Raw genomic sequence first — 23,711 nt, 5'->3', positions numbered from 1 at the left:
AATGAAATTTGCGAATTATTATCAACCGGATCGGGTAAAAAACGCCTCGTTTGAGGTCATTGATCAACATCATACCTATAACCCGACCTTTACCAATCGGCTTTTGCGCTCCGAGTTTTTGGCGCACGGCGTGGAACTGAATAACCCCGATGTGAACCTGGGGCGAGCCATTGCCTTTCACCTGCTGCATGACGGACAAGCCATTGCCAATCTACCTGCTCCCAAATACCTCATTGCCACTGAAAATCCGATCATTTGCCCCTTCAATCGCGATCCTACCTACTTGGCCCAATTTAATGCCTTCTTTACCTGGAATCGCGATCTTTTGCACTTACCCAATGCCGTGCCGCTTCTGATTCCCAATCAAATTCACTATGAGGCAACTCCCCACTTTGACGAGCGCCCCATCTTTAGTTGCATCATTAATGCCAATAAAGCCTTTCCACCCGGCATCCCCGGGGATCTGTACCGCGAGCGTATAGCGGTGATTCGTTGGTACGAAACGCATGCGCGGGCTGATTTTGCGCTCTATGGCTTAGGCTGGGGAAAGCCCAGCCCCGCCTTTGATCGCATGGGAAAAATCAAGCGCCGCGCGCAGCGCATCGCTTCCCAACTGGTTGGCTACAAACCCTTTCCCAGCTACGCCGGTGAGATCGAAGATAAATCGGTGGTCTACCGCAAAACCAAATTTGCCTATTGCTATGAGAATGTGGCAGATTTACCCGATTACATTACTGAAAAAATCTTTGATTGCTTTTTTGCGGGTTGCGTACCGGTGTACTGGGGGTCGCAGACGATTGGTGAGCGCATACCGAGTGAGTGCTTTATTGATCGCCGGCAGTTTGCAAGCACCGCCGATGTGCATCGTTACTTAAAATCCATCGATGCCAAAACCTACGCGCGCTACCAAGAGCACATTGCCGACTTTTTAAAAAGCCCAGCCGCCATGGCCTTTGACACCACGCGCTACGTATCGATCATTCGCACTCGCATTTTGAGTGATCTCGGACAATGAATCAGCGCTACTTCATTGACTACGACAATCCCGATGCAGGGATTGGTCACTCACTCGGGTTTATTAACCGCGGCATCAAAATTGCCACGCGCCATCAATTGCAATTTGCCTATGCCAAAGAGCAACTGCGTAAATCGTCCAATACCGATTGGCGCTGGCGTCTTCGGCAAGGGCTTCGCCGGCTCCGAGGCGCTCGCGCCCATGAAACCCACAATCTTGGCGATGATCTCAATCGCATGCTAGGTCTCGCAAGCATTCTTCCGAGTCGCAGTGCGATTGAAGAGCGCATTCGCCAGGGTGAACTCAAGGTAATCGATCTTCCCCCGTTTGAAATGCACATTCCATCAAATGCGCAAATCGATGATGAAGTCTATCGCCCAGTCGATGAGTTTATTCAAGCTCACCCAGAACCCAATATCGTGTTTCGGGTGAGCAACAATCGCTTTGGCGATTACGAGTACGCGAGTACGCGGGGGTGGTTTCGTGAACTCTATGACAAGGCACGTCAAGCCGATCCGATTGCGCTTTCTTATGAGCCCGAGCGCTTTAATATTGCTCTCCACATTCGCCGCGGTGATTTATTACCGGGTCGGCAGTTCTCCGATCTCGCCACGCGCATGCTGCCCGACTCCTGGTACCTCGCTATTTTGGATCTCATTGTGAGAACGACGCATCGCCCCCTTGCGATCCACATCTTTAGTGAAGGCAAACAGGGTGTTTACCAGTCGGAGAAGGGAGAACCCTTTTCTTGGACCCAATACTTTGCCCATCGTGGTCACTCAGTGACCGAGCACATCGATACGCCCTTTTTAGAGACCTTTCACCATCTACTCTATGCCGATCTCTTCATTGGTTCCAAAAGCGGGATGTCGCACTTAGCTGGGATGCTGGGTAGCGCCGTCAAACTCGTACCAAAGCTCTGGCACTCGTATCGCGGTGCGCAGCAACTCTTCGAAGTTCCCGATGCGATTGATAGAGCGAGTGAAGAGGCGATTGCCGAATTCTTAGCGCTTAACCCACCAGGCCGCGAACGCACGCTCTAAACGGGTCAAGGGTGTCCAAAGCCCTGAACGGCGATACTGAAAGCGCGCATAAATTTCACCGCAGGCCCGATACGACATCCCTGGAAAGCGCCCTTTTAAGGCGCAAAGCAAGGTGAGCGCTGCCGGCCAACGCTCTCGCCACGGCAGCGGCTCGGGGCGCAGACTTGCATCGATTCCTAGGAGCGTCAAGTAGCGCTTTTGCACTTCAATCGTGGAGCGCTTAAATTTTTCCAGATGCACCGAGCTCGTTTGCGCAGGGTATTGCCGATAGGTCACCAGGCGCTCTCGCAAATTCAAAAAGCGAGCACCGGCAGCGGCCATTTGCACCCATAGGTAATAGTCTTCGGAGGTCAAAATCGTGGTGTCGTATTTGAAGCGTTTAAAAAGTTCAGCCCGCCCCGTCACCGCAGAGTTGCACAAGGTGCAGTAGATGGCGAGAAGCGCGCGCAAATCCGCGTCCGTAAATTTGTCTTTGGATTTTTTAACCTGTTGCGTTGCATCATCCAAGACCCACTGGGCACTGCCGCACACATCGCACCCGTTACTCTCTAACACGCGCAGCTGCGCTTCAAGCCGCATGGGGTCTGCAATATCGTCCGCGTCCATGAGTGCAATGTATTTACCCTTGGCTAAATCAATGAGGGCATTGCGGGCATAAACCACGCCGTGATTTTGGTCCGAGAGTACCTTGATGATGCGTGGATCGGTATAGCGATTAATGACCGATCGGGTTTGATCGGGGGAGCCATCCTCAAAAATTAGGAGTTCCAGATGCGTATGGGTTTGCGCGAGGATGCTCTCAATCGCTTGACCAATGTATTTCTCACTCTTAAAGGCCGGCATGATGACGCTCACGAGCGGCGTGGTCATCGCAGCTTGCGTGCTCATTAGATGAAGCTTTGCAAATAGCGCCCCACGCGCTTGATTTTTTTCAAGGCGCGCGAGAAGATCGATTTGTTGCTCGGACCAAGATCGAGGCTCAAATCCCAACTCGATTGGTAGATGACACCCAGGTAGTTTTCCTTGAGCTTCGGAATAGACTCGCCCAAGCGGCGCAAGATAAAGTAATGCCAATCGTAGTAATACACCCGAAACAATTGCTCAATGGGGTGAAGAGTAATCGCCCGAAAGTTCAAAAGCGCTTCGAGGTAAATCAAGGTCTCGGGGTGCTCGCGCGTGCACAGATCCCACAAGGTTTGTCCTCGGGGTTCTAAATAATTGGTATCGAGCGATTGCCACACGGCAGCCGACCAAATAAAGGGTGGGCAGGGGCAATAGTAGTTGGGGCCCGTGCGTCCAAAAATAGCCTTGACACGCTCGGCTTCGCTTTGCAAGTGTCGTGGCGCTTTGGCGTAGTTTCGGTTGATCGCTAGCTGGTGGTATTCCTTATTTTGGTAGATCACCGTATAGGGATTACCGTCGCTCGCGATAAAGTCGCTTTTTTGAAAGTCTTGAATAAAAATGCAATCCGAGTCCAAGCACACGTAATTCTTTGCCAGACCCAAGCGCCAAAATTCGGATTTGATGACCTGCTGCGCAAGGCCCCCCGACTTCGTCTTATCAATACCCAATGGCGCTCGTGGGTTAGCGCGCACAATCGATTCGTCGGAGACCCATTGATAGCCCTGAACGCCAATTTGACGTTCGAGCTCAGCGCGCTCGCTCTCCGAGGTGGAAATGTAAAAATCGAGCTGGTCTTTGTTGTATTGCTCAATCGATGCCAATAAATTGCGCAGACGCAAAAAGTCCTTGGAGTAGGACTTGCAATACAAAACGATGTCTTTCAAAGGCGCGCCCGCTTAGTTGTAAAGGTGACTCAAAATGGTGTGAACCGCTTGATCCACCCCAATTGGATTGTAAATCGGGGTAATGAGTTGCTGACTCTTCCAATCAAGCCAAATGCGCTCGAGCGTCATGGCAATGCCTACCGCATCGCCATCCGCGCTCAGATAGGATCCTCGCTCCGTGAGCATCTGATCGAGCTGCGGATTGCGGTGCGTGATACCCCAAATGGGGCGGCCCGCCCAGAGGTAGTCATAAAACTTCGATGGGATGTATTCCGCACACCACTCATCGTTGCCATGCAAGAGAAGAAGGATATCGGCCTGTTGCATCTTTTGCGCTACGCGTTCACGCCCCGATTGACCGGTTACCGGATCGCGCTCAAGACGACCGTGCGCCACCAAGAGATCGGAGTAATCGTATTGCTTGATTGCCTCCACGGTTAATGAATCCAAGGGTGCGCCATAAGCATGCACTTTGATAAGCTCTCGGGCCTCTGGGTATTTAGCGACTAAGGTATGCACCGCCCGCAAAATCATGGAGAGCGAGCGATCATTGGCCAAAGAACCAAAGTGGCATAGATTCAAGTAGTTGCCATAGTGGTGAGGGGTGCGCTCTGCAGCAATCGGTGGATTGGCCCCTGGCATCACCACAAAACCACGAGCATTGCCTGGGGTATTTAAATTTGGATTACGAATCTTGGCGTAATGAAGCGCCCCATCGGTAAACCACCAAACATCATCGGAATACTTGCACAATTGTTGCTCTAGATAATGGCGAAAGCGCGCATCGCGATTTTTGGGTTTTTCCATCCCAAGATCATTGGGACCTTTACGAATCACCAAGGGATCATGCACCTCGGAAATCAGTGGCAAGCCCGTAGCGCGTTTTAACCACACGCCTGCTAAGTGAGCCGACCATGCACTGCCAATCGAATAAATCACATCGACTTTGCCAGATTTGATAAGCCAATAACCACGAAGAAATGCAGGGATCGCCCAGGACCATTGACTCGAGTAACCCAAGAGGAGTTTTTCAATCGCAATGAAGGGGGCTAGGAGCACCGAAACCGTTCGAGTTGTCAGTTTATAAAACCACCCCCGTCCGTATTGATTGGCAATCCAATGGCGAAAGTCAAAGCGAAAGGCTGACGGGCCCCAGGCCAAGAACTGCTGATGAGGAAAGCGCGTATCGTGAATACCGGTAATGGCGCTCAGCACAATCGGCTGCACCCCGGCCTCTAAAAAATAAGGGATCTTATCGGTGATGGTCAGGCTCGCCGCCCGGCCGTCCATATTAAATGCATGGGTGAGCAGTAGCCAACGGCGTTGCGTGGGTGGAACGGATATTTTTTTCAACGGACTCTCTAAAAAGATCCCCTAATACCAATTGTTCTTGATGAAGTCCTTGTAAGGACTTTGAATACGAGCGAACGACTCGATTATAGTAGGCTTACTCGCTAGTCAATTCTTCAATCAACGAGATGCCTAATCTTCACCGACTCCTTGACTTTTTTCGTCCGCGCGAACGGATCTCAGCGCCCTATGTTCTACATGATCATCGACTCTATACCAAAGCACCCATTGCCATCAAGCACGATCGGATTCGCTTTGTTCGCAAAGCATTTCGTAAAGGCCCCGAACTCCAGGTCGTTGACCTACAAGGCGAATCGTTTTATTTGCTATTGATTCACGTTGATAACATCGCGCACTTTTTTCATGACGTCTTCTTTCCGCTCTACTATGTCTGGCGCACGAACAAAAAACGAATTTGCGTCTCGATTGATGGTGATCGCTTTCAACAAGAGTTTCTTGAATCGGTGATTGGTAAAGACTATTTGGTTTTTCTCGATCGCTCTCGCGTTTACCAATTTTCCGATCTGATTCTCACTCCGGAAGGTCGAGATCTCAAAATCTATCCCGACTACCTCTCGATCTGCGAGGAGATTAAAGCGATTTGTTTTGCGCGCAATGGCATTACTGAACAACGCACTAAAAATCTGCTCTACGGTCGCAATGAACTGAGTCGCAAAAATTTACTCGATATTGATCCCAAGTTTTTAAACGATCACCACATTGAGCTTGTCTACTTATCAAAACTCAGCTTTAAAGACTATTTGCAAACCTTGGCTTCGGCTAAAACCTTTACTTACATGGTAGGTGCCGGAGTCTTTAATCTATTATTTCTTGATCGCGATGTTCGCGTGCTCGAAATTAATCCACATCGCAATAACTCCTGGGCACAGATGTTTGGGCTTAGTTCACTGGTGGATTTTCAAGTGATTATCGGTCAGCGCCTCAAACCATCCTCAGCTGCAACCCAAGATGAGGCAATTCTTGACAGTCACGTCTATTTTGATGAGAGTATCGCAGCCGCAATCGCAGCTTTAGTTGCCCGCCACGATTGACATCACCGCCATCCGGACAGCAATCCCAAAAGTAACCTGTTTGAGGATGACTGATTGAGCACCATCGGCTACCGCTGAATCAATTTCAACCCCGCGATTCATGGGACCGGGATGCATCACAATCGCATCGGGTTTGGCGAGTGCTAAACGCGCAGGGGTGAGTCCAAACTGAGCAAAAAATGCAGCGCCTTCAGGAACCTTACCGGCTTCCATGCGCTCCTTTTGAATGCGTAGCGTCATCACCACATCAACGCCGCGCAGACCCTCCTCCATGCTATGAAATACTTTCACGCCCAGCAAATCCAAATCATTAGGGAGCAAACTCTCGGGGCCAATGGCGCGAATGTCGGTGCAACCCAAGGCCGTTAGTGCATGAATATTCGATTTCGCGACGCGGCTATGCACAATGTCTCCCACAATCGCGACTTTGAGTTTGGTGAAGTCCTTCTTAAAGTGGCGCATGGTGTACATGTCGAGTAAGCCCTGCGTGGGATGCTGATGGCTTCCATCACCCGCATTAATCACATGCACATAAGGTGGTACGTGATTCGCAATTTCAATCGGGGCGCGCGAGACACTGTGACGCACCACAAAAATATCGGCCTGCATCGCAATGAGATTGTCGATGGTATCCATGAGACTCTCGCCCTTGGCGGTTGATGAGGTCGAGATATCCAGATTAATCACATCCGCCGAGAGGCGCTTGGCGGCAATCTCGAAGGTTGTGCGGGTACGCGTGGAGTTTTCAAAAAAAAGATTAAAGACGCTCTTGCCCCGCAGTAGCGGCACTTTTTTCACTTCACGGGCAGGGTCGGTCACGCTCACAAACTGCTGCGCAGTATCCAAAATGTGGACGATCTGCTCTTTGGGCATACCTTCGAGCGTGAGTAAATGGGTGAGCTCGCCTGCGGAATTTGTTTGCATGGTCATGGGCGCTCCTCGAGAACGAAGCGAAAGAGTTCGTGATTGCCCTTGGTTACTTTTTCTAAGGCCAGGATTTGAGTATCTGGTAATTGGATATGCTCACCGACAAAATCAGCAGCGATCGGCAACTCCCGCCGACCCCGATCAGCGAGCACCATCAGCTCCACTGCAGCGGGCCTGCCAAAATCAAAGAGTTCATTGAGCGCAGCGCGCACGGTTCTTCCAGTAAAGAGCACATCATCGATGAGCACGATTTGAGCGCCAGTGACCTCAAAGGGGAGATGCGTTGCCATGGTGTCGGCCGATCGAATCGCTGCCAAGCCTTTTTCCGAATAATCGTCGCGATGAAACGCCACATTAATCACACCGTGCTCTGGCAAGCTCAAATCCTTGGCGAGGCGCTTAGCAATCCATGCACCGCCAATGGCGAGTCCTGCGATCTGGAAGGTTGGGTCACGTCGGAGCTTCTCCCGCAGATGATTTAGTAATTTTTGATAGAGAAGCTCAGCATCCATATTGTTTAATCGGTTGATTTGGACTGACTCACCGTTGGTTTTGAGCCAATTTTGTACTGCGCTTGACCCAATCCCAATGCACGCTATTGTATTGCTTCAAAACAGAGGTTGGGATGAAACCGACCTAAATCCAAGAGCCGCTTCTATTTTCAGGGTGTAACGCACATCTCCCAAAGAATTCAAGTGCTTACGAATACCCCCAAGGATTGATTAACTTTAACTATCCATTAAGAAAATCACTAGTTTTTTTCTATTGGATCTATACAAAAATACGATGAAACGGTCATCAAAATTTCTGATAATTACCAAGTGGACTAGTGCCGGGAGAGCCTCTCCCTTCACTGCCTCTAAATTTATAACCCATTCATTCTAAAGGAGATTTATATGGCTAAGTCGGTAAAAGGTACCAAGACTGAACAGTCGTTAAAAGAAGCATTTGCTGGTGAGTCCCAAGCCAACCGTCGTTATTTGTATTTCGCAAACCAAGCTGACATTGCTGGTGCAAACGACGTAGCAGCTGTTTTCCGCTCTACCGCCGAAGGCGAGACCGGTCACGCTCACGGTCATATGGAGTATTTGATCAATGGTGGCGCTGGCGAGCCAGGTACTGGCATGCCTGCTAAGACCGTTGCCGAAGCCCTCCAAGCAGCGATTGCTGGTGAGACCCATGAGTACACCGATATGTACCCAGGTATGGCTAAAACCGCTCGTGAAGAAGGTTTTGACGAGATTGCTGATTGGTTTGAGACTTTGGCTAAGGCTGAGCGCAGCCACGCTAACAAGTTCACCAAGACCTTAGAAGCACACTTGGCAAATTCCTAATTCGTCGTTTTTTTAGGAAAAGAAAATGGCGCTCAATTGAGCGCCATTTTTATTTGGTTCAACATCGCAAGATTATTTGGTTCAACATCGCAAGAATGTTGAAAGGCTTGTTTCGAATTAACCTGCTTTCTTAGCCCATGCTGAGCACCAGCCGGCAGCGGCCACTTGCTTACCAGCAAAAAGGCTGCAACCACCAGCAGCAGCACCAGCTTTGGCTTGGTACAGGGCGCAGTTATCGCAACGCTGCGTATTGGCGTGCTTTGGATACTTCTTGGTATCGACCTTAGTGGTATCCGCTTTGTAACCCAAGGCTTGTGCTTGTGGATCGGTCTCAGCAACCATGGCTTGTGCTTGAGCCAAGTTATTGAGTGACAAAGTGGCTGCACCGGCAGCAGACATGATCAAAAATTGACGACGTGTGTTTTTCATGGATTCTCCGTGTTCATAAAAACTGCAGATGGCATCTTAAAACATAAATCACTACTCGTCGTAGTGTTTTATAAGTAACTGATTTGATTGATTTTTTAACTGAGAATGATTCTCAAATCAATACGATGGGGTGCTATTGCTTGCCTTGCTGCTTATCCATGAGCGCTAAGAACTCTCGGCGCAAATTCGCATCTTTTAGAAATGAGCCACGCATCACACTATTGACCATCTTGGAATTGAGGTCCTTCACACCGCGCCATTGCATGCAAAAGTGATCGGCTTCCATGACAAGTGCCAATCCAGTGGGCTTCATCTTCTCTTCCAAGATATTGGCAAGCTCCACTACGGCCTCTTCCTGAATCTGCGGCCGGCACATCACCCACTCGGTAATACGAGCGTATTTGGATAAACCAATCAATGCCGTTTGTTTATCGGGTAGCACCCCAATCCACACGCGCCCCATAATCGGACACAAATGGTGCGAGCAGGCGCTCTTGACCGCAATGGGCCCAATAATCATGAGTTCATTTAAGCGACTAACATTCGGAAAACGTGTAAGACTCGGTTGCGGTGTATAGCGCCCTGTGAACACTTCATTGACATACATCTTAGCCACCCGATAGGCAGTGCCACGCGTGTTGTGATCACTCTCGGTATCAATTACTAAACTCTCAAGGACTCCTTGGAGCTTACCCGCCACTTCATCAATCAAGCCGTCGATCTCACCGGGTTCAATAAACTGCGCAATATTGTCATTCGCATGAAAGCGGGCTTTCTTTGCTTGAATACGTTTACGGATGACTTGCGAGAGTGGCGCGCCCTCTTCGCTTTTGCGACTCTTACGAGTCACTGATGTAGCGCTAGCTTTAGATGGGGTTTGTTTTATTGCGCGGGGCATAAAAGTCTCAGCGTCTTGGGTGCTGACCTAAATTTGAAAGAATAAAGCTACTGTACACGCAAATCCGATGAGCCACACGAAGGTACGCAAGTTCGCCCAGTCCATCACATAGCATGCAATATAGGCCACGCGAGCTAAAAGATAAGCAATCGCCAACACATCGATGCGCGCTTGGGGCGCTTGCAAGATCATCGCAATCGCAATCGCAACATAGAAAAAGGGTAAGGACTCAAAGGTATTGGCTTGCGCTGCATTCGCACGTGCGCGTATTCCCGTTTGCTTGGCAAGCCACTCGCGCGGTTGATTGTTGTCATAGGGATCGCTTGCAGAGTTCTCAGTGGGACCAAACTTCGCAATGCCCGCTGCAATGATCGGTAAAAACCCAGCGAGTATGACACAGATAATTGCAATGCTCATAGTGATGGCCTATTTTTTAGTGAGGCGCGTCTCCGTGCCATTGAGAAGATTTCGGATATTACTGCGATGGCGATAAATGAGGAGTGCACTCATCACGGTAATGGCTAATCCCATGGGCTGCATTCCAAATAAAAAGGTGAAATAAATCGGTGCAAAGACTGCGGCACATAAAGCGGCTAAAGATGAGTAACGCATAAAGACTGCCACAATGAGCCAGGTTCCTAAGGTGGCCAAGCCCAAGACCCAATTAATCGCAAATAAGATCCCTGCGGCTGTGGCCACACCCTTACCCCCTTTAAAGCGATGAAAGATCGGATAGAGGTGTCCGATAAAGACGGTAATCGCCACCAGTCCTAGGAGAATATTGACGCTTGTTTGACTGGGGTCGCCTAAGACTACGCGTGCGATCGTCACCGCGAGCCACCCTTTGGCCGCATCCCCAATCAAGGTGAGCGCAGCGGCTACTTTATTGCCAGTTCGTAAGACATTAGTAGCGCCTGGATTTTTAGAACCATGGGTATAGGGGTCCGGCAAACCCATCGCACGACTGACAACCACCGCAAACGAGATCGACCCCAGCAAATACGCTACCGGGATCAACCAAAAATACTTTATCAACTCGTCCATAAATCAATACTAGCGGATTTGATTAAGAGCCACGCGGATGGTGGGTGGCGTGTAAGGATTTGAGACGCTCACGGGCCACATGGGTATAAATTTGGGTGGTGGAGATATCTGCGTGCCCCAACAAGAGTTGCACCACGCGCAAATCAGCTCCATGGTTTAAGAGATGGGTGGCAAACGCATGACGCAAAGTATGGGGTGAGAGCGCCACTTGAATGCCAGCCAGACTCGCATAGCGTTTGATGATGAACCAAAACGCTTGACGGGTTAATCCAGTCCCCGTGCGGCGCCCCACAAAAACCTCTTGGCAGTTTTTTCCTTCCAAAAGAATGGGTCGGGCTTCTTGAAGGTATTGACGCAACCACTGCCCTGCTTCACCACCAAAAGGGACGATACGCTCTTTGCCACCTTTACCGTTAACCACCCGCACGACCCCTTCATTGAGTCCCAACGATACAGTTTTGAGTGACACAATTTCTGAGACTCGTAAGCCGCTCGCGTACATCAGCTCGAGCATGGTGCGATCGCGTAATCCCAGGGGCTCTTCAATATTGGGGGCATTCAGTAGCGCAATGACCTGATCTTCACTCAAGACCTTGGGGAAACGCTGTGCTTGCTTCGCGGCACGTAATTTTGCACAGGGGTCTTCTTTGACATAACCAAGACGCAGTGCGTGGCGATAAAAGCGCTTAAAGACGGTTAGGCGCCGATTGGCCGTGGTGGCTTTATCGCTTCGCTTTGCTGCCATGTATGCGGTGAGGTCCGCTTCTTGCACGTGATAAAGATCGCTGGGATTTTTTTGCCCACCTAACCAAGTGGCAAATAAAGTGAGATCACGCCGGTAGGCACTAAGCGTATTTTTTGAAAGTCCATCTTCAAGCCAACAGGCATCACAAAACTGATCGATCGCATTTTGAGATGCCAAAACCACAAATTAGTCGCGAAAATTGTTAAACGCCAGAGGGGCTTCGCTTGCTTCTTTTCGCAGCAATGCCATCGCAGTCTGCAAATCATCGCGCTTGGCACCAGTCACGCGCACCGCATCACCTTGAATACTCGCTTGCACTTTTATCTTGCTGTCTTTAATGATGCGTACGATCTTTTTGGCAAGTTCTTGCTCGATGCCTTTTAAGAGTTTCATGGTTTGCTTACGCTTATCGCCTGACATCGTTTCGGTCTTATCGTCTTTTAAAAACCGTACGTCCACATTGCGTTTAGCCATTTTGCTAAAGAGTACATCGCGCACTTGTCCTAACTTGAAGTCATCGTCGGCAAACAAAATGAGTTCGTTATCTTTTTGCTCGACGCGCGCGTCTGAACCTTTAAAGTCAAAGCGGTTCGCAATTTCTTTATTGGCTTGCTCCACGGCATTTTTGAGCTCCACGACATTGGGTTCGCACACAGTATCAAATGACGGCATTTACCTCTCCAAACGAATGTTGTAATCATGACGGTTTTGCTATTTTTAGACCAATTTCGTTCTTCCTGCAAAACCCGAATAAGATTGTGGCATGAACTTTGATTGCAAGCCACTCGCCAATTACTCCTTGGAGGATCGTAATACCTTAGGCTTTGATGTGGTGGCCGAGTGGGCGTTGCCCATTACCCAAGCTGAGCAAATCCCCGCTGCGATTCTCTGGGCCAGAAATGCGGGGCTACCCCATCGCGTTCTTGGAGGAGGTAGTAACGTTGTTTTACCCGACCAATTACAAGGAGTCACCCTCCTCATAGACATCAATTTCATCGAGGTTCTAGAGAATCGTGATTCAAATACACGATTGCGGGTAGGGGCCGGGGTGAGCTGGCATGCCTTCGTTCGTTGGACCTTGGATCAAAACTATCGCGGCCTTGAAAACCTTGCCTTGATCCCGGGCACGGTTGGCGCAGCGCCCATCCAAAATATTGGCGCCTATGGGGTTGAAGTCAAAGAGTACATCGAGGCGGTGGAGGCCTATGATTGCCAAACTAATCAGTGGGTCAGCCTATCCAAGAAAGATTGCCGCTTTGCCTATCGGCACAGTATGTTTAAAGATGAACCGAATCGCTTTGTGATCACAGCGGTAATTTTTGATCTGCCCAAGGTATGGCAACCGCGCGTGTCATATGCCGATCTCACCAACCATTTTGCTAATCGCGCAGTTGATTCAATTACTGCCTATGAAATCTTTGATGCGGTGTGTGCCATCCGCGCTCAAAAATTACCGGACCCTAAGGTGATTGGTAATGTGGGTAGTTTTTTTCAAAATCCTGTGATTTCCAACCAGCAATTGCAATTCCTTAAAGAACAATTTCCACAGATTGTGAGTTATCCAGAATCGGCTACGCATAGCAAGTTAGCAGCCGGTTGGCTCATCGATCAATGCGGCTTCAAAGGGATGCAACTGGGTAATGTGGGGGTTCACAACAAACAGGCCCTGGTTCTTACCCATCGGGGTGGCGGGAATGCAGGGGAACTGCTTGGTCTTGCGGAGCAGATTCAGAAAAAGGTGAAAGAGACCTTCGGAGTCGACCTGATTCCTGAACCAATCTTTTTTAATTAATCCGATTCTTTTTTCATGGGCTAAATATTCTTCTTTCTTTTTATTGCATTTTGCAATAAAATGGGTGATGCGCGTCATTTCCAATAAACGAATCATTGAGTTTTCAGCAAACCACCCAGATGCCCTTAAACCCTTACAAAGTTGGAGAAGAATTATTGAATCCCAGTCATTCGACAATTACTCTCAACTAAAGTCTATTTTTGGCTCAATGGATAAAGTTGAAGATTTAATTGTTTTTGATATTTGCGGAAATCGCTATCGATTAATTACTTTTATAAGTTTTCTAAAACAAATTTGTTACATTAAGCAGATTCTTACCCATGCCATTTACGATAAGGGACGGTGGAAGAAATGAACATGCTCGAATTAGAAAATGCTTGGCAACAACTTAGCAAAACTGTTGCCCTTTCTCCCATTCATAACCGAAAAGACTATGAGCGTATGGTATTGCTCGCCGACCATCTATCGGATGCGATTGGCTGCTCAAAAAAGCATTCCCTACTAAACCTTTTTGAGATCGTATGTGAATTGATTCGCTCGTATGAAAGAGAACATTTCCCAATCGATCAAGCTAAACCTCAAGAAATTCTTAAGTTTTTGATGGATCAACACGGGCTTCGACAGTCGGATCTACCTGAAATTGGTAACCAAAGCGTTATATCCCAGATTCTATCTGGAGCGAGAAAACTAAACCTTCGTCAAGTTAAAGCGATTTCGAAGCGCTTCGGTATTTCGCCTAATGTTTTGATTGAGCAGCCCATCAAAAAATCTACGATATCGATAAGAGTGGCGAGCAAACAAAAGTTGAAGGTTTAAGGATAAATCTGCATCTTCTTAAAATCTTGAGCCGACAAATGCCATTTTTCGCCATTATTCGCCAAAAGATGAATAAGAGACTGGCTTTTGGCAGGTTCCTGATTTTGATTGAAGTCCATATTAAAGAAAGCTTTAAATTTCAACTTTCAAATTAAAGTTCTCTTTAATTTGACAGACTCCATATTGGAACAATCAAGGGTCCACCCTCCAGCCCAACAGAAAATGGATTAGTTATCTATTTTTTAAAGGCAACTTGTATCTTGCCTTCTGCAAGCCAAAGCTGATACCGCTCATCCTCTCGAATATCACTGGGTTGACGTGCAGCTTTTTGGTTTTGATCCAAAATCACTGCGTAACCCCGCTCGAGCGTGCGTTGCGGATTGAGGGTTTCAAGCTGAGTAAGCCAATGTGCCTGATTGCGTTTCAGGCTCTCTAGATACATGCGTACACCTTGAGACAAACGTTGCCGCCATTGCTCAATTTGCTCGCGCATGCGCTCCGGGTTTGGTAAAGCGTGCTTGAGTCTTAGGCTGATTTGATCGAGTGTTTGAGCTTCGCGCTCGAGGCGTTGCTCCAGACGCTGAGTGATCGTGTCTTGATAGCTCTTCAGTTCTTGTAAGAGTTGCTCTCGTTTTGGGGTGGCTAATTCAGCAGCACCGGTTGGTGTCGGGGCTCGTAGGTCCGCCACAAAATCGGCAATCGTGAAATCGGTTTCGTGCCCCACCCCGCTGATGATTGGTATATCCGAACTGGCAATAGCGTGTGCCAACTGCTCGTCATTAAACGCCCATAAATCCTCAATGCTGCCACCGCCACGCACCAGAAGAATCACCTCAGCCAAGCCATCATCATTAGCCTTTTGAATGGCGTTAACGATCCCAACAGGAGCATCCGCACCCTGAACCAACGTTGGATAAATGTAGATGGGAATGTGCGGCGCACGACGCGCTAAGGTGGTGAGCACATCTTTCAAGGCCGCGGCTTGTGTTGAAGTCACAATTGCAATTGCCTTGGGATGAGTCGGGATTGCGCGTTTACGCTCTTCGTCAAATAAACCCGCCTTCGCTAACTTATCTTTGAGTTTCAGGAATGCTTCGTAAAGACCTCCACGGCCAGCTTTACGCAAAGCATGAATCGTTAGCTGCACATCACCGCGGGGCACATACATGCTGACCGAGGCACTGACCTCCACTTGATCCCCAGATTGGGGCATAAATCCAACTTGCAGATTTTTTCCCCGAAACATCACACAACGAATTTGACCTTCTTCATCCTTGAGTGAGAAATACCAATGCCCGCTGTCATAGGCTTTGAAGTTCGACACCTCCCCGCTAACCATGACAAACTCGAATTGTTCGGTCAAAGACTTAGCAATGGCGCGGTTTAAATCGCCAACGCTCAGAATCGGGCTTGATTTTTCCGTCATTTATTTGTCACTTTCCAGTAACTATATGGGCTTGCGGGTCGCGACATATCCACAAGCCTTGGCTGGCCGAAATAGTAAGAAAGTTAGTGAATACTCGCTCTTTATCAACGTCGCTTTCATCCAACATTAAATTTGCAAGTAATTGATTTAAATGCATATTTTTATCATTTGAATGGACTGATCTTTAGGCATAAATCAAGGACTTACACCACCCATCAAGGACTTAGGGTGGACTTTGCTCAAAGTTTTGCACAGAGTTATCCACAAGCCAGCATAAATGCCCGTGGTTCGATGAAACTGGCTTTCTTGATGAAATAGAGTCACCGGCTTTTTTGGGCTTTTCTGAATTTGCATGAAAATACCGTTCATGTATTCCATCTTAATCGCTGCTGGCTGGCCAATCTGGCCACTTCTTGCTATATCCATTCTCGGCTTAGCCATTTTGCTTGAACGCTGCTGGTATTTGCGCAAAACCCACATTGTTCGCAAACAGTCGATTGAAGAGGCCTTTGCTGCCACACCGACTCTGGCCAATGATCCCAACTTCATTAATCACCTCACGAGTTCCTCCCCGATTGGCGGACTATTGGCTGGTGTCTTACGTGAACATGCCCTGGGGCACTCGGCCGAGGTTGCCATCGAAGAGCTCCAGATCCTCGCCCAAAACCTTTGGACCAAATTAGATCGCTACTTAGGGGCACTCGCCACAATCGCCACTGTTGCCCCACTGCTGGGCCTCTTTGGCACTGTGGTTGGCATGATTGAGATCTTTGGTAGCCAAGGTGGCACGATTGGTAGTGCAGTGAATGCCGCAAGCGTTGGAGCGACCAATCCGCAGCAATTAGCACACGGCATCTCGATTGCGCTCTACAACACCGCGTTTGGTCTTTTAATTGCAATCCCAGCATTGGCTGGATGGCGGATCTTACGCGCAGTGGCTGATCAACGCCAACGTGAGTGCGAGGAATGCACTCGGCAGTTATTTAAGAAGTTGTACCCACAATCTTCCTCATCTTCATGAGCTGGCTCGACACCTCGCACAAAAGCTCCTCTCGCTTTGGCATGCATTTGGGTCGCTCATCCCGCTCGTTTTCCTATGCCGAACCTGAAATCAATCTAATTGCCTTCATTGACGTCCTCTTGGTCATTCTGATCTTTTTGATGATTTCCACCACGTTTACGAAGTTTCAAGAAATTGCGATTACCTTGCCAACAGCCTCGGGTGTCGAGACAGTCGATTCAGCGCGTGAGATTAATATTGCGGTGAGTAGTGATGGCCGCTTTGCTCTCAATGGCAAGGTCATGAATCGCGCTCAATTAGGTAGCGCTCTCAAGCAAATGAATACCGCTCCTGAGCGAAACCTACGCATTAGTATCGATGCCGATGCTCGCGCACCACATCAAGCCGTGATGACGGTATTGGAATTGGCGCGTGATGCGGGCCTACCGAACATCGCCTTTAGTAGTCAAGCGAAAAAATAATGCTCTTTAAAACTGCGCCGCGCTTTTGGGAAAAGACTTCTTTATCTCAATCGCCCATTCGCGCACTTATCGATCGCTTCATCAGTCTTGTTTTACTGCCCTTGGCGTGGCTTTATGGCCTTGCTATTTGGATCAAGCAGCTGGTCGTGGACTCCGAGCTATTGCACACCCTTGGGATCTATCGCGCTGCGCCAGTTCCCATCATCATCGTGGGTAATATTCGGGTGGGGGGCACGGGAAAAACTCCACTCGTGATTGCGCTTGCCAATGAATTAGTCGAACGTGGCTTTAAGCCTGGCGTGATTAGTCGTGGCTATCAACCCCATACTCGCTCATCACCCTCGCAACCCACACTTGTTGATCGTGCTAGTAAGCCCAATCAAGTTGGTGATGAACCCGTGTTGATGGCGCAACGCATTCATGACTGCGTGCCAATATGGGTCTATCGCAAACGTAAAGCCTGCATTGATGCTCTTTTACAGTCCGATCCCCAGGTCAATGTGATCATTAGTGACGATGGTTTACAGCATGCGGCCTTAGTACGTTGGCCTGCACGCGAAGGTGGGCGTGATTTGGAGTTGGTCGTTGAGGACGAACGTGGGGATGGTAATGGCAGACTCTTGCCCGCTGGGCCATTACGCGAGAGTGCTAAGCGTGAGCGCGATGCAACCATCACTATTAGCGAATCCCCTCCCCCAAACGACCCGTTTCCCAGCTCTCGCGAACTACACTTGAGTCCAACGATCGATAGTGCGTATCCACTGCACCGGCCCAATGAGCCTATTAGCTTTGCCCACATGCTCAGTCGCTTAGTTGGACTCAAAGTTGGCGCACTCGCCGCCATTGGTAATCCAAAGAAGTTTTTTAATGCACTGACCAAACTAGGGGTCCACCTTGATCAAAGCCTCGCGCTACCCGATCATGCACCGGTTCACCACAATGATCTCAAATCACTTGCTGTAGATCTCATCCTAATCACCGAAAAAGATGCGGTTAAATGCGCTGGAATTGAGGATTCTCGCATCTGGGTTGTTCCGATGCGCTTAGAGATCCCATCCGAGTTTAGTCATTGGGTGCAAGAGGTCATCACGCGGCCCAATCCCTATCGCAAATAGGTAGTCCTATTGGGCTATGATGAGTACATGGCAATAATTGAGGTGCTGAGATGATGAACAAAAATTTACTCGATATTGTGGTGTGTCCCATTTGTAAGAGTTCGCTGCATTTGGATGAAGAAAAACACGAGCTCATTTGCAAAGTCGATAAACTTGCTTACCCAATTCGCGATGACATTCCGGTCATGCTAGTTGATGAAGCGCGCAGTCTCAGTTCTGAAGAAGCTGCTGCTCTTTCTAAATAATTACTTGCGATGACCGTATTTACCGTTGTAATCCCGGCACGTTTAGCATCGACACGGCTTGAGCGCAAAGCGCTTGCGGATCTGGGTGGTAAGCCGATGGTAGTACGCGTAGCCGAACGTGCTCAACAATCGAAAGCAAAACAAATTTTGGTTGCCACCGATGCCGTTGAGATTGAAGCTGCCTGCCATGCGGCGGGATTCAATGTCCTCATGACTCGCGCTGATCATCCAAGCGGTACTGATCGGATTGCGGAGGTTGCCTCTCGCTTAGGCCTGGATGACGAGGCACTGATTGTGAACGTACAAGGGGATGAGCCTTTAATTCCGGTGGAACTCATCAATCAAGTCACTGATACATTAGCAGCAAATCCGCAATGCGTCATGAGTACAGCAGCCGTGGCCATTCAAAATGTTGAAGAAATTACCAATCCCAATGCGGTGAAAGTAGTCCTCAATCAACAACGCGAGGCCTTGTACTTCTCGCGAGCAGCTGTGCCCTACGATCGCACTCAATCGTCACCCACTTACTATCGCCATATCGGTATCTATGCCTACCGCGTAGGTTTTCTAAAAAAGTATGCTCAACTTGCAACCTCGCCATTAGAGGTCGCAGAGTCTTTAGAACAGTTGCGTGCGCTCTGGCACGGCTACCGTATCGCAGTACACCTCGTCTCCGAATTGCCACCAGCCGGTGTAGACACCCCCGAAGATCTTGCGCGGGTGCGTGCCTTCTTTTAAGGGATTTCGCTAAGAAGCAGGTCCCAATAAATCTGCCCTAAGTCGGTGCAATCAATTAGACTATAGGGAATGAAAAAATAAGACAGGGGATGACATGCGCTTAATTTTGCTAGGTGCTCCAGGTGCGGGCAAGGGAACGCAAGCTCAATTTATTTGTGAGAAATTTGGTATTCCGCAAATCTCCACTGGCGATATGTTGCGCGCTGCAGTCAAAGCGGGTACCCCCCTCGGAATCGCTGCCAAGAAAATCATGGATGCGGGCGGCCTGGTTTCTGACGACATCATTATTGGCCTCGTCAAAGATCGCTTAACCCAGCCGGATTGCCATAAAGGTTATTTATTTGATGGTTTTCCCAGAACCATCCCGCAAGCGCAAGCCATGAAAGATGCGGCGGTGCCGATTGACTATGTGCTTGAGATCGATGTGCCTTTTGATGCCATTATTGAACGTATGAGTGGTCGCCGTGTGCACCCTGCTTCTGGTCGCTCGTATCACATCAAATTTAATCCTCCAAAAGTAGACGGCAAAGATGATGTAACGGGTGAGCCACTTATTCAGCGCGATGACGATCAAGAGGTAACCGTAAAAAAACGTCTACAGGTCTACACCGATCAAACACGCCCACTAGTGGACTACTACTCAAAGTGGGCAAGCGAGCCAGTAAGCTCTGGGGTTAAGGCGCCTGCCTATCGCAAGGTATCAGGCACGGGTTCGGTGGACGATATCACCAAAGCAATCTTTGCAGCGTTGCAGTAAGTTTTTTACTTTAGCTCTTTGAGAGCGCTCTCAAACGACTCGAGATCGGCAAAGCTACGATAGACCGATGCAAAGCGGATGTAGGCGACTTTATCTAAGCGCTTAAGTTCACGCATGACCAGTTCACCAACCCGCTCGCTAGGGATTTCTTTTTCGCCGGATGCCATCAGTTTCTCTTCGATGCGTCCGATCGCATCATCAACTGCATCCGAGGAAACCGGGCGTTTGCGCAATGCCAAACGAATTGAACTTACTAACTTCTCATGGCTGTACTCCACGCGACTGCCATTTTTTTTCACAATGGCCGGCAGACTTAATTCAGCCCGCTCGTAAGTGGTGAAGCGCTTATCGCACGATGCACAGCGCCTGCGGCGTCTGACCGAATCGCCCTCATCCGATACCCGGGTATCCATCACCTGGGTATCGTCACTATGGCAAAACGGGCAACGCATGGGGCTTAATTTCCGTAGACGGGGAAACGTTTAGTAAGCGCATTCACTTGCTCGCGCACCTTTGCCAAATGATTGGCATCATTCGGATGATCGAGCACATCCGCAATTAGTTGCCCCACTTGCTTGGCTTCGGCCTCTTTAAAGCCACGCGTGGTCATGGCGGGTGAGCCCAAGCGAATCCCACTCGTCACCATCGGTTTCTCAGGATCGTTGGGAATCGCATTTTTGTTCACGGTAATGTGAGCAGCGCCTAATGCGGCCTCGGCTTCCTTACCGGTAATTTTCTTCGCACGTAGATCGACGAGCATCACGTGCGACTCCGTTCTACCCGAGACAATCCGTAGGCCCCGCTCAATCAACGAATTTGCTAAGGCTTGCGCATTGGCAATTACCTGCTTTTGATAGTCTTTAAAGCTGGGCTCCAAGGCTTCTTTAAACGCCACCGCCTTTGCCGCAATCACGTGCATTAGCGGCCCACCTTGCATACCTGGAAATACCGCAGAGTTAATGGCTTTCTCATGCTCAGCTTTCATGAGAATGATGCCACCGCGTGGACCACGTAGACTCTTGTGCGTCGTTGAGGTCACCACGTCGGCATAAGGCACTGGATTGGGGTACACACCTGCAGCGATCAATCCTGCGTAGTGCGCCATATCGACCATAAAAATAGCGCCGATCTCTTTGGCTACTTTTGCAAAGCGCTCAAAATCAATCTGCAAAGAATAAGCGGACGCACCAGCAATGATGAGTTTTGGTTTTTTCTCACGCGCTAAGCGCTCCATTTGCTCGTAATCAATCGCTTCGTTTTGATCGAGTCCATAGGAGATCGCGTTAAACCATTTACCGCTCATATTAAGGGCCATACCATGCGATAAATGTCCGCCCTCAGCAAGGCTCATGCCCATAAAGGTATCGCCAGGCTTCAGAAAGGCCAAGAAAACCGCTTGATTAGCCGATGCTCCGCAATGGGGTTGCACATTGGCGGCGTCGGCTCCAAACAATTTCTTGACTCGATCGATCGCCAATTGCTCAGCCACATCGACAAACTCACAGCCACCGTAATAGCGCTTGCCGGGATAACCCTCAGCATATTTGTTGGTTAATTGCGAGCCCTGAGCGGCCATCACTGCAGGCGAAGTATAGTTTTCAGAGGCGATGAGCTCAATATGCTCCTCTTGACGACGGTTCTCGTTTTGGATGCTAGTCCATAACTCAGGGTCAATGTGCGCTAAAGTGTGCTGACGATCAAACATAGTGGCTTCCTAATTAATCACAAATCAATACCAAAATACGACAATTAAATTGCGGCAATCCAGTGAGGATTGGCTAAAATTACCCTCCATAATACAAAGTCCTTATGAACCCTACTGAAGACCTTTCTATTCTGACCCTGGTTCTCAACGCCAGCATCTTGGTTCAAGCGGTGATGGTATTGCTCTTGAGCCTCTCTGTGGCCTCGTGGACCATCATTTTTCGAAAGGGCTCAAACTTACGCGCAGCGCGCCGTGAGACGGAGCGCTTTGAGCGTGATTTTTGGGCGGGTGGCGACTTACAAACCTTATTTGAGGCTGCCCAGCGCAAAATGAGTAGCGCTGGTACCCAAATCAATGCAGCAGTTTTAGAGCGCATCTTCGCTGCCGGGATGCAGGAGTTTTTAAAGGCCAAAGAAATCGATGCGGCACGGCGCGCGATGAAAGCCGCCTATCAACGCGAGATGGATCGCCTTGAAGCCAATTTGCCCTTTCTAGCATCCGTTGGCTCAGTATCTCCTTACATTGGACTCCTCGGAACAGTCTGGGGGATCATGCACGCCTTTCGCGGTTTGGCCAATGTGCAACAAGCGACTCTTGCGTCTGTGGCCCCAGGCATTGCAGAAGCGCTGGTAGCTACTGCGATCGGATTATTTGCAGCCATCCCTGCGGTCGTGGCTTATAACCGTTACTCCACCGATATTGATCGCCTCTCGATTCATTTTGAATCCTTTATCGAAGAGTTCACGAATATTTTGCAACGTCAAGGCGCTCGCCTCTAATCATCATGGCTAGCCGCTCATCCTTTCGCTCCTCTCGTCGGAAAGCGATTGCGGACATTAATGTGGTCCCCTACATCGATGTGATGTTGGTGCTCTTAGTCATCTTTATGGTGACCGCCCCACTCGTTAACCCCGGAGTGGTCAATCTTCCAACGGTGGGAGGCGCCAAGGTTCAAGCCCTACCCCCAGTCTTTATTACGATTGGCGCTGATGAGGCCATTACGATTCGTAAAGAGGGTGAAAGCGCACAAACCATTTCTAAATTGGAGCTCGGCGCCTTTGCGCGCTCCCAAGCCGAGAAATCTGCCGAGCAACCGGTTGTTCTAGCGGCCGATAAATCCATCAAATACGAAGTGGTGATGGATGTGATGTCTCGCTTAAAAGAAAATGGTGTTAAACGCGTGGGATTGGCGGTTCGTAGTCAGTAATGATGAGTCAGCATGAGTAGCGCAACCCTTAATGCCTCGTGGCAGTTTCATGCGGATCGCGAACCAGGAACCACCAAAGCGCTTGTACTCTCATTAGGGGCCCATCTTTTTCTGATTACTCTCCTTGCTTTAGGGATTCATTGGAAAACGAGTTCCAGCCCTGCTGGTGTTGAGGTTGAGCTCTGGGATGCAAGCGTTCCACCCCCAAGTGTTACACCCGCCCCCATAATGGATGTAAAGCCCGAAGCGGCTGAGATCGTTATTAAGAAAACCAAACCACCGCCTGAGCCACCCAAAGAGGCAGTAAGAAAACCCGAGCCCAAGCCTGAGAAAAAAGCAGAATCCAAGCCACCCGAGAAAAAGGCTGACCCTAAAGAAGATGCGGCTGCTAAAAAAGCTGCCGCTGCTGCGGAGAAAGCACGCCTGGATCAATTGGCCCGTTTAAAAGCAGCTGCAGGTGCTGAAGGCGGTAGTGGCGGCAAAGTGGGTGATGGCGTCGGTGCGGGCGGTAATGCCCCACCCGGCTACGCCGATCGGGTACGCAAGAAAATTAAACCCCTCATCGTCTTTAATACTGAGTCCACCAGCGGTAATCCAACGGTGGTGGTATTGGTTGATCTCGCTCCCGATGGCATGATTTTGAAACGGACCGTGACCTCGCCCAGCACCGATCCAGCCTGGGATCGTGCGGTCCTAATTGCGATTGATCGTGCCGAGAGCCTACCGCGTGACGAAAACGGCAAAATCCCGATGCGTCAAATCAAATTAACCTTTAAACCAAAAGATTAATTCAGGGTTCATAAC

The 23,711-nt window shown here is 49.3% G+C and carries 30 protein-coding genes; 16 read left to right on the top strand and 14 right to left on the bottom strand.

The features are described 5' to 3' along the window. Position 1: 1 nt before the first annotated feature. On the top strand, positions 2–1,015 hold the full coding sequence (locus QUE62_RS01485; protein ID WP_286261826.1) for a glycosyltransferase family 10 domain-containing protein: 1,014 nt from the start codon (positions 2–4) through the stop codon (positions 1,013–1,015). Beyond that, on the top strand, positions 1,012–2,058 hold the full coding sequence (locus QUE62_RS01480; RefSeq protein ID WP_286261824.1) for a hypothetical protein: 1,047 nt from the start codon (positions 1,012–1,014) through the stop codon (positions 2,056–2,058). The genes QUE62_RS01485 and QUE62_RS01480 overlap by 4 nt, the downstream gene beginning before the upstream one ends. Here the strand turns inward: QUE62_RS01480 and QUE62_RS01475 are convergent. The 3 genes from QUE62_RS01475 to QUE62_RS01465 are packed head-to-tail and all read right to left on the bottom strand — an operon-like array spanning position 2,020 to position 5,198. Next, positions 2,020–2,946, bottom strand: coding sequence for a glycosyltransferase family 2 protein (locus tag QUE62_RS01475; protein WP_286261822.1), 927 nt, complete (start codon positions 2,944–2,946; stop codon positions 2,020–2,022). The genes QUE62_RS01480 and QUE62_RS01475 overlap by 39 nt on opposite strands. Further along, positions 2,946–3,845 carry a DUF6492 family protein gene (locus QUE62_RS01470; protein ID WP_286261820.1) on the bottom strand — a complete coding sequence of 300 codons (900 nt, stop codon included), beginning with the start codon at positions 3,843–3,845 and terminating at the stop codon, positions 2,946–2,948. Before QUE62_RS01470 ends, QUE62_RS01475 begins: the two co-directional genes overlap by 1 nt. A gap of 12 nt (positions 3,846–3,857) precedes the next feature. Beyond that, a complete protein-coding gene (locus QUE62_RS01465) occupies positions 3,858–5,198 on the bottom strand; it encodes a glycosyltransferase family protein (RefSeq protein ID WP_286261818.1) in 1,341 nt (446 codons plus the stop codon). A 125-nt stretch (positions 5,199–5,323) separates the two neighbouring features. Between QUE62_RS01465 and QUE62_RS01460 the strand changes: the two genes are divergently transcribed. After that, positions 5,324–6,247, top strand: coding sequence for a glycosyltransferase family 61 protein (locus QUE62_RS01460; protein WP_286261817.1), 924 nt, complete (start codon positions 5,324–5,326; stop codon positions 6,245–6,247). On the opposite strand, the gene QUE62_RS01455 is transcribed toward QUE62_RS01460, so the two are convergent. After that, positions 6,227–7,171 (bottom strand): aspartate carbamoyltransferase catalytic subunit, encoded by a 945-nt coding sequence (locus tag QUE62_RS01455; RefSeq protein ID WP_286261815.1) that lies wholly within the window; start codon positions 7,169–7,171, stop codon positions 6,227–6,229. The genes QUE62_RS01460 and QUE62_RS01455 overlap by 21 nt on opposite strands. A gap of 2 nt (positions 7,172–7,173) precedes the next feature. Next, a complete protein-coding gene (pyrR, locus tag QUE62_RS01450) occupies positions 7,174–7,686 on the bottom strand; it encodes a bifunctional pyr operon transcriptional regulator/uracil phosphoribosyltransferase PyrR (RefSeq protein ID WP_286261813.1) in 513 nt (170 codons plus the stop codon). Between the two features lie 384 nt (positions 7,687–8,070). On the opposite strand from pyrR, the gene QUE62_RS01445 reads away from it, so the two are divergent. Continuing rightward, on the top strand, positions 8,071–8,508 hold the full coding sequence (locus QUE62_RS01445) for a rubrerythrin family protein (protein WP_108507821.1): 438 nt from the start codon (positions 8,071–8,073) through the stop codon (positions 8,506–8,508). 117 nt (positions 8,509–8,625) lie between these two features. Here the strand turns inward: QUE62_RS01445 and QUE62_RS01440 are convergent, their stop codons facing one another. From QUE62_RS01440 to QUE62_RS01415, 6 genes are all read right to left on the bottom strand, one after another. Then, complete coding sequence (locus tag QUE62_RS01440; protein WP_286261811.1) at positions 8,626–8,937, bottom strand: high-potential iron-sulfur protein; 312 nt, start codon at positions 8,935–8,937, stop codon at positions 8,626–8,628. Positions 8,938–9,070: 133 nt separating this feature from the next. After that, on the bottom strand, positions 9,071–9,835 hold the full coding sequence (gene folE, locus QUE62_RS01435) for a GTP cyclohydrolase I (protein WP_286261810.1): 765 nt from the start codon (positions 9,833–9,835) through the stop codon (positions 9,071–9,073). Between the two features lie 27 nt (positions 9,836–9,862). Continuing rightward, positions 9,863–10,252 carry an MAPEG family protein gene (locus QUE62_RS01430; protein WP_286261808.1) on the bottom strand — a complete coding sequence of 130 codons (390 nt, stop codon included), beginning with the start codon at positions 10,250–10,252 and terminating at the stop codon, positions 9,863–9,865. Positions 10,253–10,261: 9 nt separating this feature from the next. After that, entirely contained in the window at positions 10,262–10,879 is a 618-nt protein-coding gene (gene plsY / locus QUE62_RS01425) for a glycerol-3-phosphate 1-O-acyltransferase PlsY (protein ID WP_286261805.1), read from the bottom strand. Between the two features lie 22 nt (positions 10,880–10,901). After that, on the bottom strand, positions 10,902–11,807 hold the full coding sequence (gene xerD / locus QUE62_RS01420; protein ID WP_286261803.1) for a site-specific tyrosine recombinase XerD: 906 nt from the start codon (positions 11,805–11,807) through the stop codon (positions 10,902–10,904). A 3-nt stretch (positions 11,808–11,810) separates the two neighbouring features. Further along, positions 11,811–12,296 (bottom strand): YajQ family cyclic di-GMP-binding protein, encoded by a 486-nt coding sequence (locus tag QUE62_RS01415; protein WP_286226946.1) that lies wholly within the window; start codon positions 12,294–12,296, stop codon positions 11,811–11,813. 91 nt (positions 12,297–12,387) lie between these two features. On the opposite strand from QUE62_RS01415, the gene murB reads away from it, so the two are divergent. The 3 genes from murB to QUE62_RS01400 all read left to right on the top strand — a co-directional run bounded on the left by murB (position 12,388) and on the right by QUE62_RS01400 (position 14,232). After that, positions 12,388–13,416, top strand: a complete 1,029-nt coding sequence (murB, locus tag QUE62_RS01410) for a UDP-N-acetylmuramate dehydrogenase (protein ID WP_286261801.1) — start codon at positions 12,388–12,390, stop codon at positions 13,414–13,416. A 67-nt stretch (positions 13,417–13,483) separates the two neighbouring features. Continuing rightward, complete coding sequence (locus QUE62_RS01405; RefSeq protein ID WP_286226944.1) at positions 13,484–13,771, top strand: type II toxin-antitoxin system HigB family toxin; 288 nt, start codon at positions 13,484–13,486, stop codon at positions 13,769–13,771. Next, positions 13,768–14,232: a helix-turn-helix domain-containing protein gene (locus tag QUE62_RS01400; RefSeq protein WP_286226943.1), complete on the top strand. Its 465-nt coding sequence runs from the start codon at positions 13,768–13,770 to the stop codon at positions 14,230–14,232. Before QUE62_RS01405 ends, QUE62_RS01400 begins: the two co-directional genes overlap by 4 nt. A 235-nt stretch (positions 14,233–14,467) precedes the next feature. Here the strand turns inward: QUE62_RS01400 and xseA are convergent, their stop codons facing one another. Beyond that, entirely contained in the window at positions 14,468–15,658 is a 1,191-nt protein-coding gene (xseA, locus tag QUE62_RS01395; protein WP_286261799.1) for an exodeoxyribonuclease VII large subunit, read from the bottom strand. Positions 15,659–16,010: 352 nt separating this feature from the next. Here xseA and QUE62_RS01390 point away from each other — a divergent pair, with 352 nt between their 5' ends. The 6 genes from QUE62_RS01390 (at position 16,011) to adk (ending at position 19,995) form a co-directional block, all read left to right on the top strand. Next, positions 16,011–16,679: a MotA/TolQ/ExbB proton channel family protein gene (locus tag QUE62_RS01390; RefSeq protein ID WP_286261796.1), complete on the top strand. Its 669-nt coding sequence runs from the start codon at positions 16,011–16,013 to the stop codon at positions 16,677–16,679. Next, positions 16,676–17,140, top strand: coding sequence for an ExbD/TolR family protein (locus QUE62_RS01385; RefSeq protein WP_286223953.1), 465 nt, complete (start codon positions 16,676–16,678; stop codon positions 17,138–17,140). Before QUE62_RS01390 ends, QUE62_RS01385 begins: the two co-directional genes overlap by 4 nt. Beyond that, positions 17,140–18,255 carry a tetraacyldisaccharide 4'-kinase gene (lpxK, locus tag QUE62_RS01380; protein WP_286261794.1) on the top strand — a complete coding sequence of 372 codons (1,116 nt, stop codon included), beginning with the start codon at positions 17,140–17,142 and terminating at the stop codon, positions 18,253–18,255. Before QUE62_RS01385 ends, lpxK begins: the two co-directional genes overlap by 1 nt. Positions 18,256–18,308: 53 nt before the next feature. Further along, positions 18,309–18,500, top strand: a complete 192-nt coding sequence (locus QUE62_RS01375) for a Trm112 family protein (RefSeq protein ID WP_286224699.1) — start codon at positions 18,309–18,311, stop codon at positions 18,498–18,500. 9 nt (positions 18,501–18,509) lie between these two features. Continuing rightward, positions 18,510–19,238 carry a 3-deoxy-manno-octulosonate cytidylyltransferase gene (kdsB, locus tag QUE62_RS01370; protein WP_286261792.1) on the top strand — a complete coding sequence of 243 codons (729 nt, stop codon included), beginning with the start codon at positions 18,510–18,512 and terminating at the stop codon, positions 19,236–19,238. Between the two features lie 94 nt (positions 19,239–19,332). Beyond that, a complete protein-coding gene (adk, locus tag QUE62_RS01365) occupies positions 19,333–19,995 on the top strand; it encodes an adenylate kinase (protein WP_286261789.1) in 663 nt (220 codons plus the stop codon). Positions 19,996–20,000: 5 nt separating this feature from the next. Here adk and nrdR read toward each other — a convergent pair whose 3' ends face one another. Together nrdR and glyA are read right to left on the bottom strand one after the other, a co-directional pair. Further along, positions 20,001–20,447: a transcriptional regulator NrdR gene (gene nrdR, locus QUE62_RS01360; protein ID WP_108507803.1), complete on the bottom strand. Its 447-nt coding sequence runs from the start codon at positions 20,445–20,447 to the stop codon at positions 20,001–20,003. A gap of 5 nt (positions 20,448–20,452) precedes the next feature. Next, entirely contained in the window at positions 20,453–21,700 is a 1,248-nt protein-coding gene (glyA, locus tag QUE62_RS01355; protein WP_286223949.1) for a serine hydroxymethyltransferase, read from the bottom strand. 104 nt (positions 21,701–21,804) lie between these two features. On the opposite strand from glyA, the gene tolQ reads away from it, so the two are divergent. From tolQ to tolA, 3 genes are read left to right on the top strand one after another with little or no spacing between them, the layout of a single operon-like run. Further along, positions 21,805–22,479 (top strand): protein TolQ, encoded by a 675-nt coding sequence (gene tolQ / locus QUE62_RS01350; protein WP_286261788.1) that lies wholly within the window; start codon positions 21,805–21,807, stop codon positions 22,477–22,479. 5 nt (positions 22,480–22,484) lie between these two features. Further along, on the top strand, positions 22,485–22,907 hold the full coding sequence (tolR, locus tag QUE62_RS01345) for a protein TolR (RefSeq protein ID WP_286223947.1): 423 nt from the start codon (positions 22,485–22,487) through the stop codon (positions 22,905–22,907). A gap of 12 nt (positions 22,908–22,919) precedes the next feature. Then, positions 22,920–23,696, top strand: coding sequence for a cell envelope integrity protein TolA (gene tolA / locus QUE62_RS01340; RefSeq protein WP_286261786.1), 777 nt, complete (start codon positions 22,920–22,922; stop codon positions 23,694–23,696). Positions 23,697–23,711 lie beyond the last annotated feature (15 nt).

Source organism: Polynucleobacter sp. HIN9, from assembly GCF_030297635.1.
In the GTDB taxonomy this organism is placed as follows: Bacteria; Pseudomonadota; Gammaproteobacteria; order Burkholderiales; family Burkholderiaceae; genus Polynucleobacter.
Note: the sequence above shows the minus strand (reverse complement) of the source record. Positions and strands in the feature narration are given on the sequence as shown.

What these genes read in the sequence shown, in the direction of transcription:
- QUE62_RS01485 (WP_286261826.1), top strand. Translation starts at nt 2, where the DNA reads ATGAAATTTGCGAATTATTATCAACCGGATCGGGTAAAAAACGCCTCG.
- QUE62_RS01480 (WP_286261824.1), top strand. Translation starts at nt 1,012, where the DNA reads ATGAATCAGCGCTACTTCATTGACTACGACAATCCCGATGCAGGGATT.
- QUE62_RS01475 (WP_286261822.1), bottom strand. Translation starts at nt 2,946, where the DNA reads ATGAGCACGCAAGCTGCGATGACCACGCCGCTCGTGAGCGTCATCATG.
- QUE62_RS01460 (WP_286261817.1), top strand. Translation starts at nt 5,324, where the DNA reads ATGCCTAATCTTCACCGACTCCTTGACTTTTTTCGTCCGCGCGAACGG.
- QUE62_RS01455 (WP_286261815.1), bottom strand. Translation starts at nt 7,171, where the DNA reads ATGCAAACAAATTCCGCAGGCGAGCTCACCCATTTACTCACGCTCGAA.
- pyrR (WP_286261813.1), bottom strand. Translation starts at nt 7,686, where the DNA reads ATGGATGCTGAGCTTCTCTATCAAAAATTACTAAATCATCTGCGGGAG.
- QUE62_RS01445 (WP_108507821.1), top strand. Translation starts at nt 8,071, where the DNA reads ATGGCTAAGTCGGTAAAAGGTACCAAGACTGAACAGTCGTTAAAAGAA.
- QUE62_RS01440 (WP_286261811.1), bottom strand. Translation starts at nt 8,937, where the DNA reads ATGAAAAACACACGTCGTCAATTTTTGATCATGTCTGCTGCCGGTGCA.
- folE (WP_286261810.1), bottom strand. Translation starts at nt 9,835, where the DNA reads ATGCCCCGCGCAATAAAACAAACCCCATCTAAAGCTAGCGCTACATCA.
- QUE62_RS01430 (WP_286261808.1), bottom strand. Translation starts at nt 10,252, where the DNA reads ATGAGCATTGCAATTATCTGTGTCATACTCGCTGGGTTTTTACCGATC.
- plsY (WP_286261805.1), bottom strand. Translation starts at nt 10,879, where the DNA reads ATGGACGAGTTGATAAAGTATTTTTGGTTGATCCCGGTAGCGTATTTG.
- QUE62_RS01415 (WP_286226946.1), bottom strand. Translation starts at nt 12,296, where the DNA reads ATGCCGTCATTTGATACTGTGTGCGAACCCAATGTCGTGGAGCTCAAA.
- murB (WP_286261801.1), top strand. Translation starts at nt 12,388, where the DNA reads ATGAACTTTGATTGCAAGCCACTCGCCAATTACTCCTTGGAGGATCGT.
- QUE62_RS01405 (WP_286226944.1), top strand. Translation starts at nt 13,484, where the DNA reads ATGCGCGTCATTTCCAATAAACGAATCATTGAGTTTTCAGCAAACCAC.
- QUE62_RS01400 (WP_286226943.1), top strand. Translation starts at nt 13,768, where the DNA reads ATGAACATGCTCGAATTAGAAAATGCTTGGCAACAACTTAGCAAAACT.
- xseA (WP_286261799.1), bottom strand. Translation starts at nt 15,658, where the DNA reads ATGACGGAAAAATCAAGCCCGATTCTGAGCGTTGGCGATTTAAACCGC.
- QUE62_RS01390 (WP_286261796.1), top strand. Translation starts at nt 16,011, where the DNA reads ATGAAAATACCGTTCATGTATTCCATCTTAATCGCTGCTGGCTGGCCA.
- QUE62_RS01385 (WP_286223953.1), top strand. Translation starts at nt 16,676, where the DNA reads ATGAGCTGGCTCGACACCTCGCACAAAAGCTCCTCTCGCTTTGGCATG.
- lpxK (WP_286261794.1), top strand. Translation starts at nt 17,140, where the DNA reads ATGCTCTTTAAAACTGCGCCGCGCTTTTGGGAAAAGACTTCTTTATCT.
- QUE62_RS01375 (WP_286224699.1), top strand. Translation starts at nt 18,309, where the DNA reads ATGAACAAAAATTTACTCGATATTGTGGTGTGTCCCATTTGTAAGAGT.
- kdsB (WP_286261792.1), top strand. Translation starts at nt 18,510, where the DNA reads ATGACCGTATTTACCGTTGTAATCCCGGCACGTTTAGCATCGACACGG.
- adk (WP_286261789.1), top strand. Translation starts at nt 19,333, where the DNA reads ATGCGCTTAATTTTGCTAGGTGCTCCAGGTGCGGGCAAGGGAACGCAA.
- nrdR (WP_108507803.1), bottom strand. Translation starts at nt 20,447, where the DNA reads ATGCGTTGCCCGTTTTGCCATAGTGACGATACCCAGGTGATGGATACC.
- glyA (WP_286223949.1), bottom strand. Translation starts at nt 21,700, where the DNA reads ATGTTTGATCGTCAGCACACTTTAGCGCACATTGACCCTGAGTTATGG.
- tolQ (WP_286261788.1), top strand. Translation starts at nt 21,805, where the DNA reads ATGAACCCTACTGAAGACCTTTCTATTCTGACCCTGGTTCTCAACGCC.
- tolR (WP_286223947.1), top strand. Translation starts at nt 22,485, where the DNA reads ATGGCTAGCCGCTCATCCTTTCGCTCCTCTCGTCGGAAAGCGATTGCG.
- tolA (WP_286261786.1), top strand. Translation starts at nt 22,920, where the DNA reads ATGAGTAGCGCAACCCTTAATGCCTCGTGGCAGTTTCATGCGGATCGC.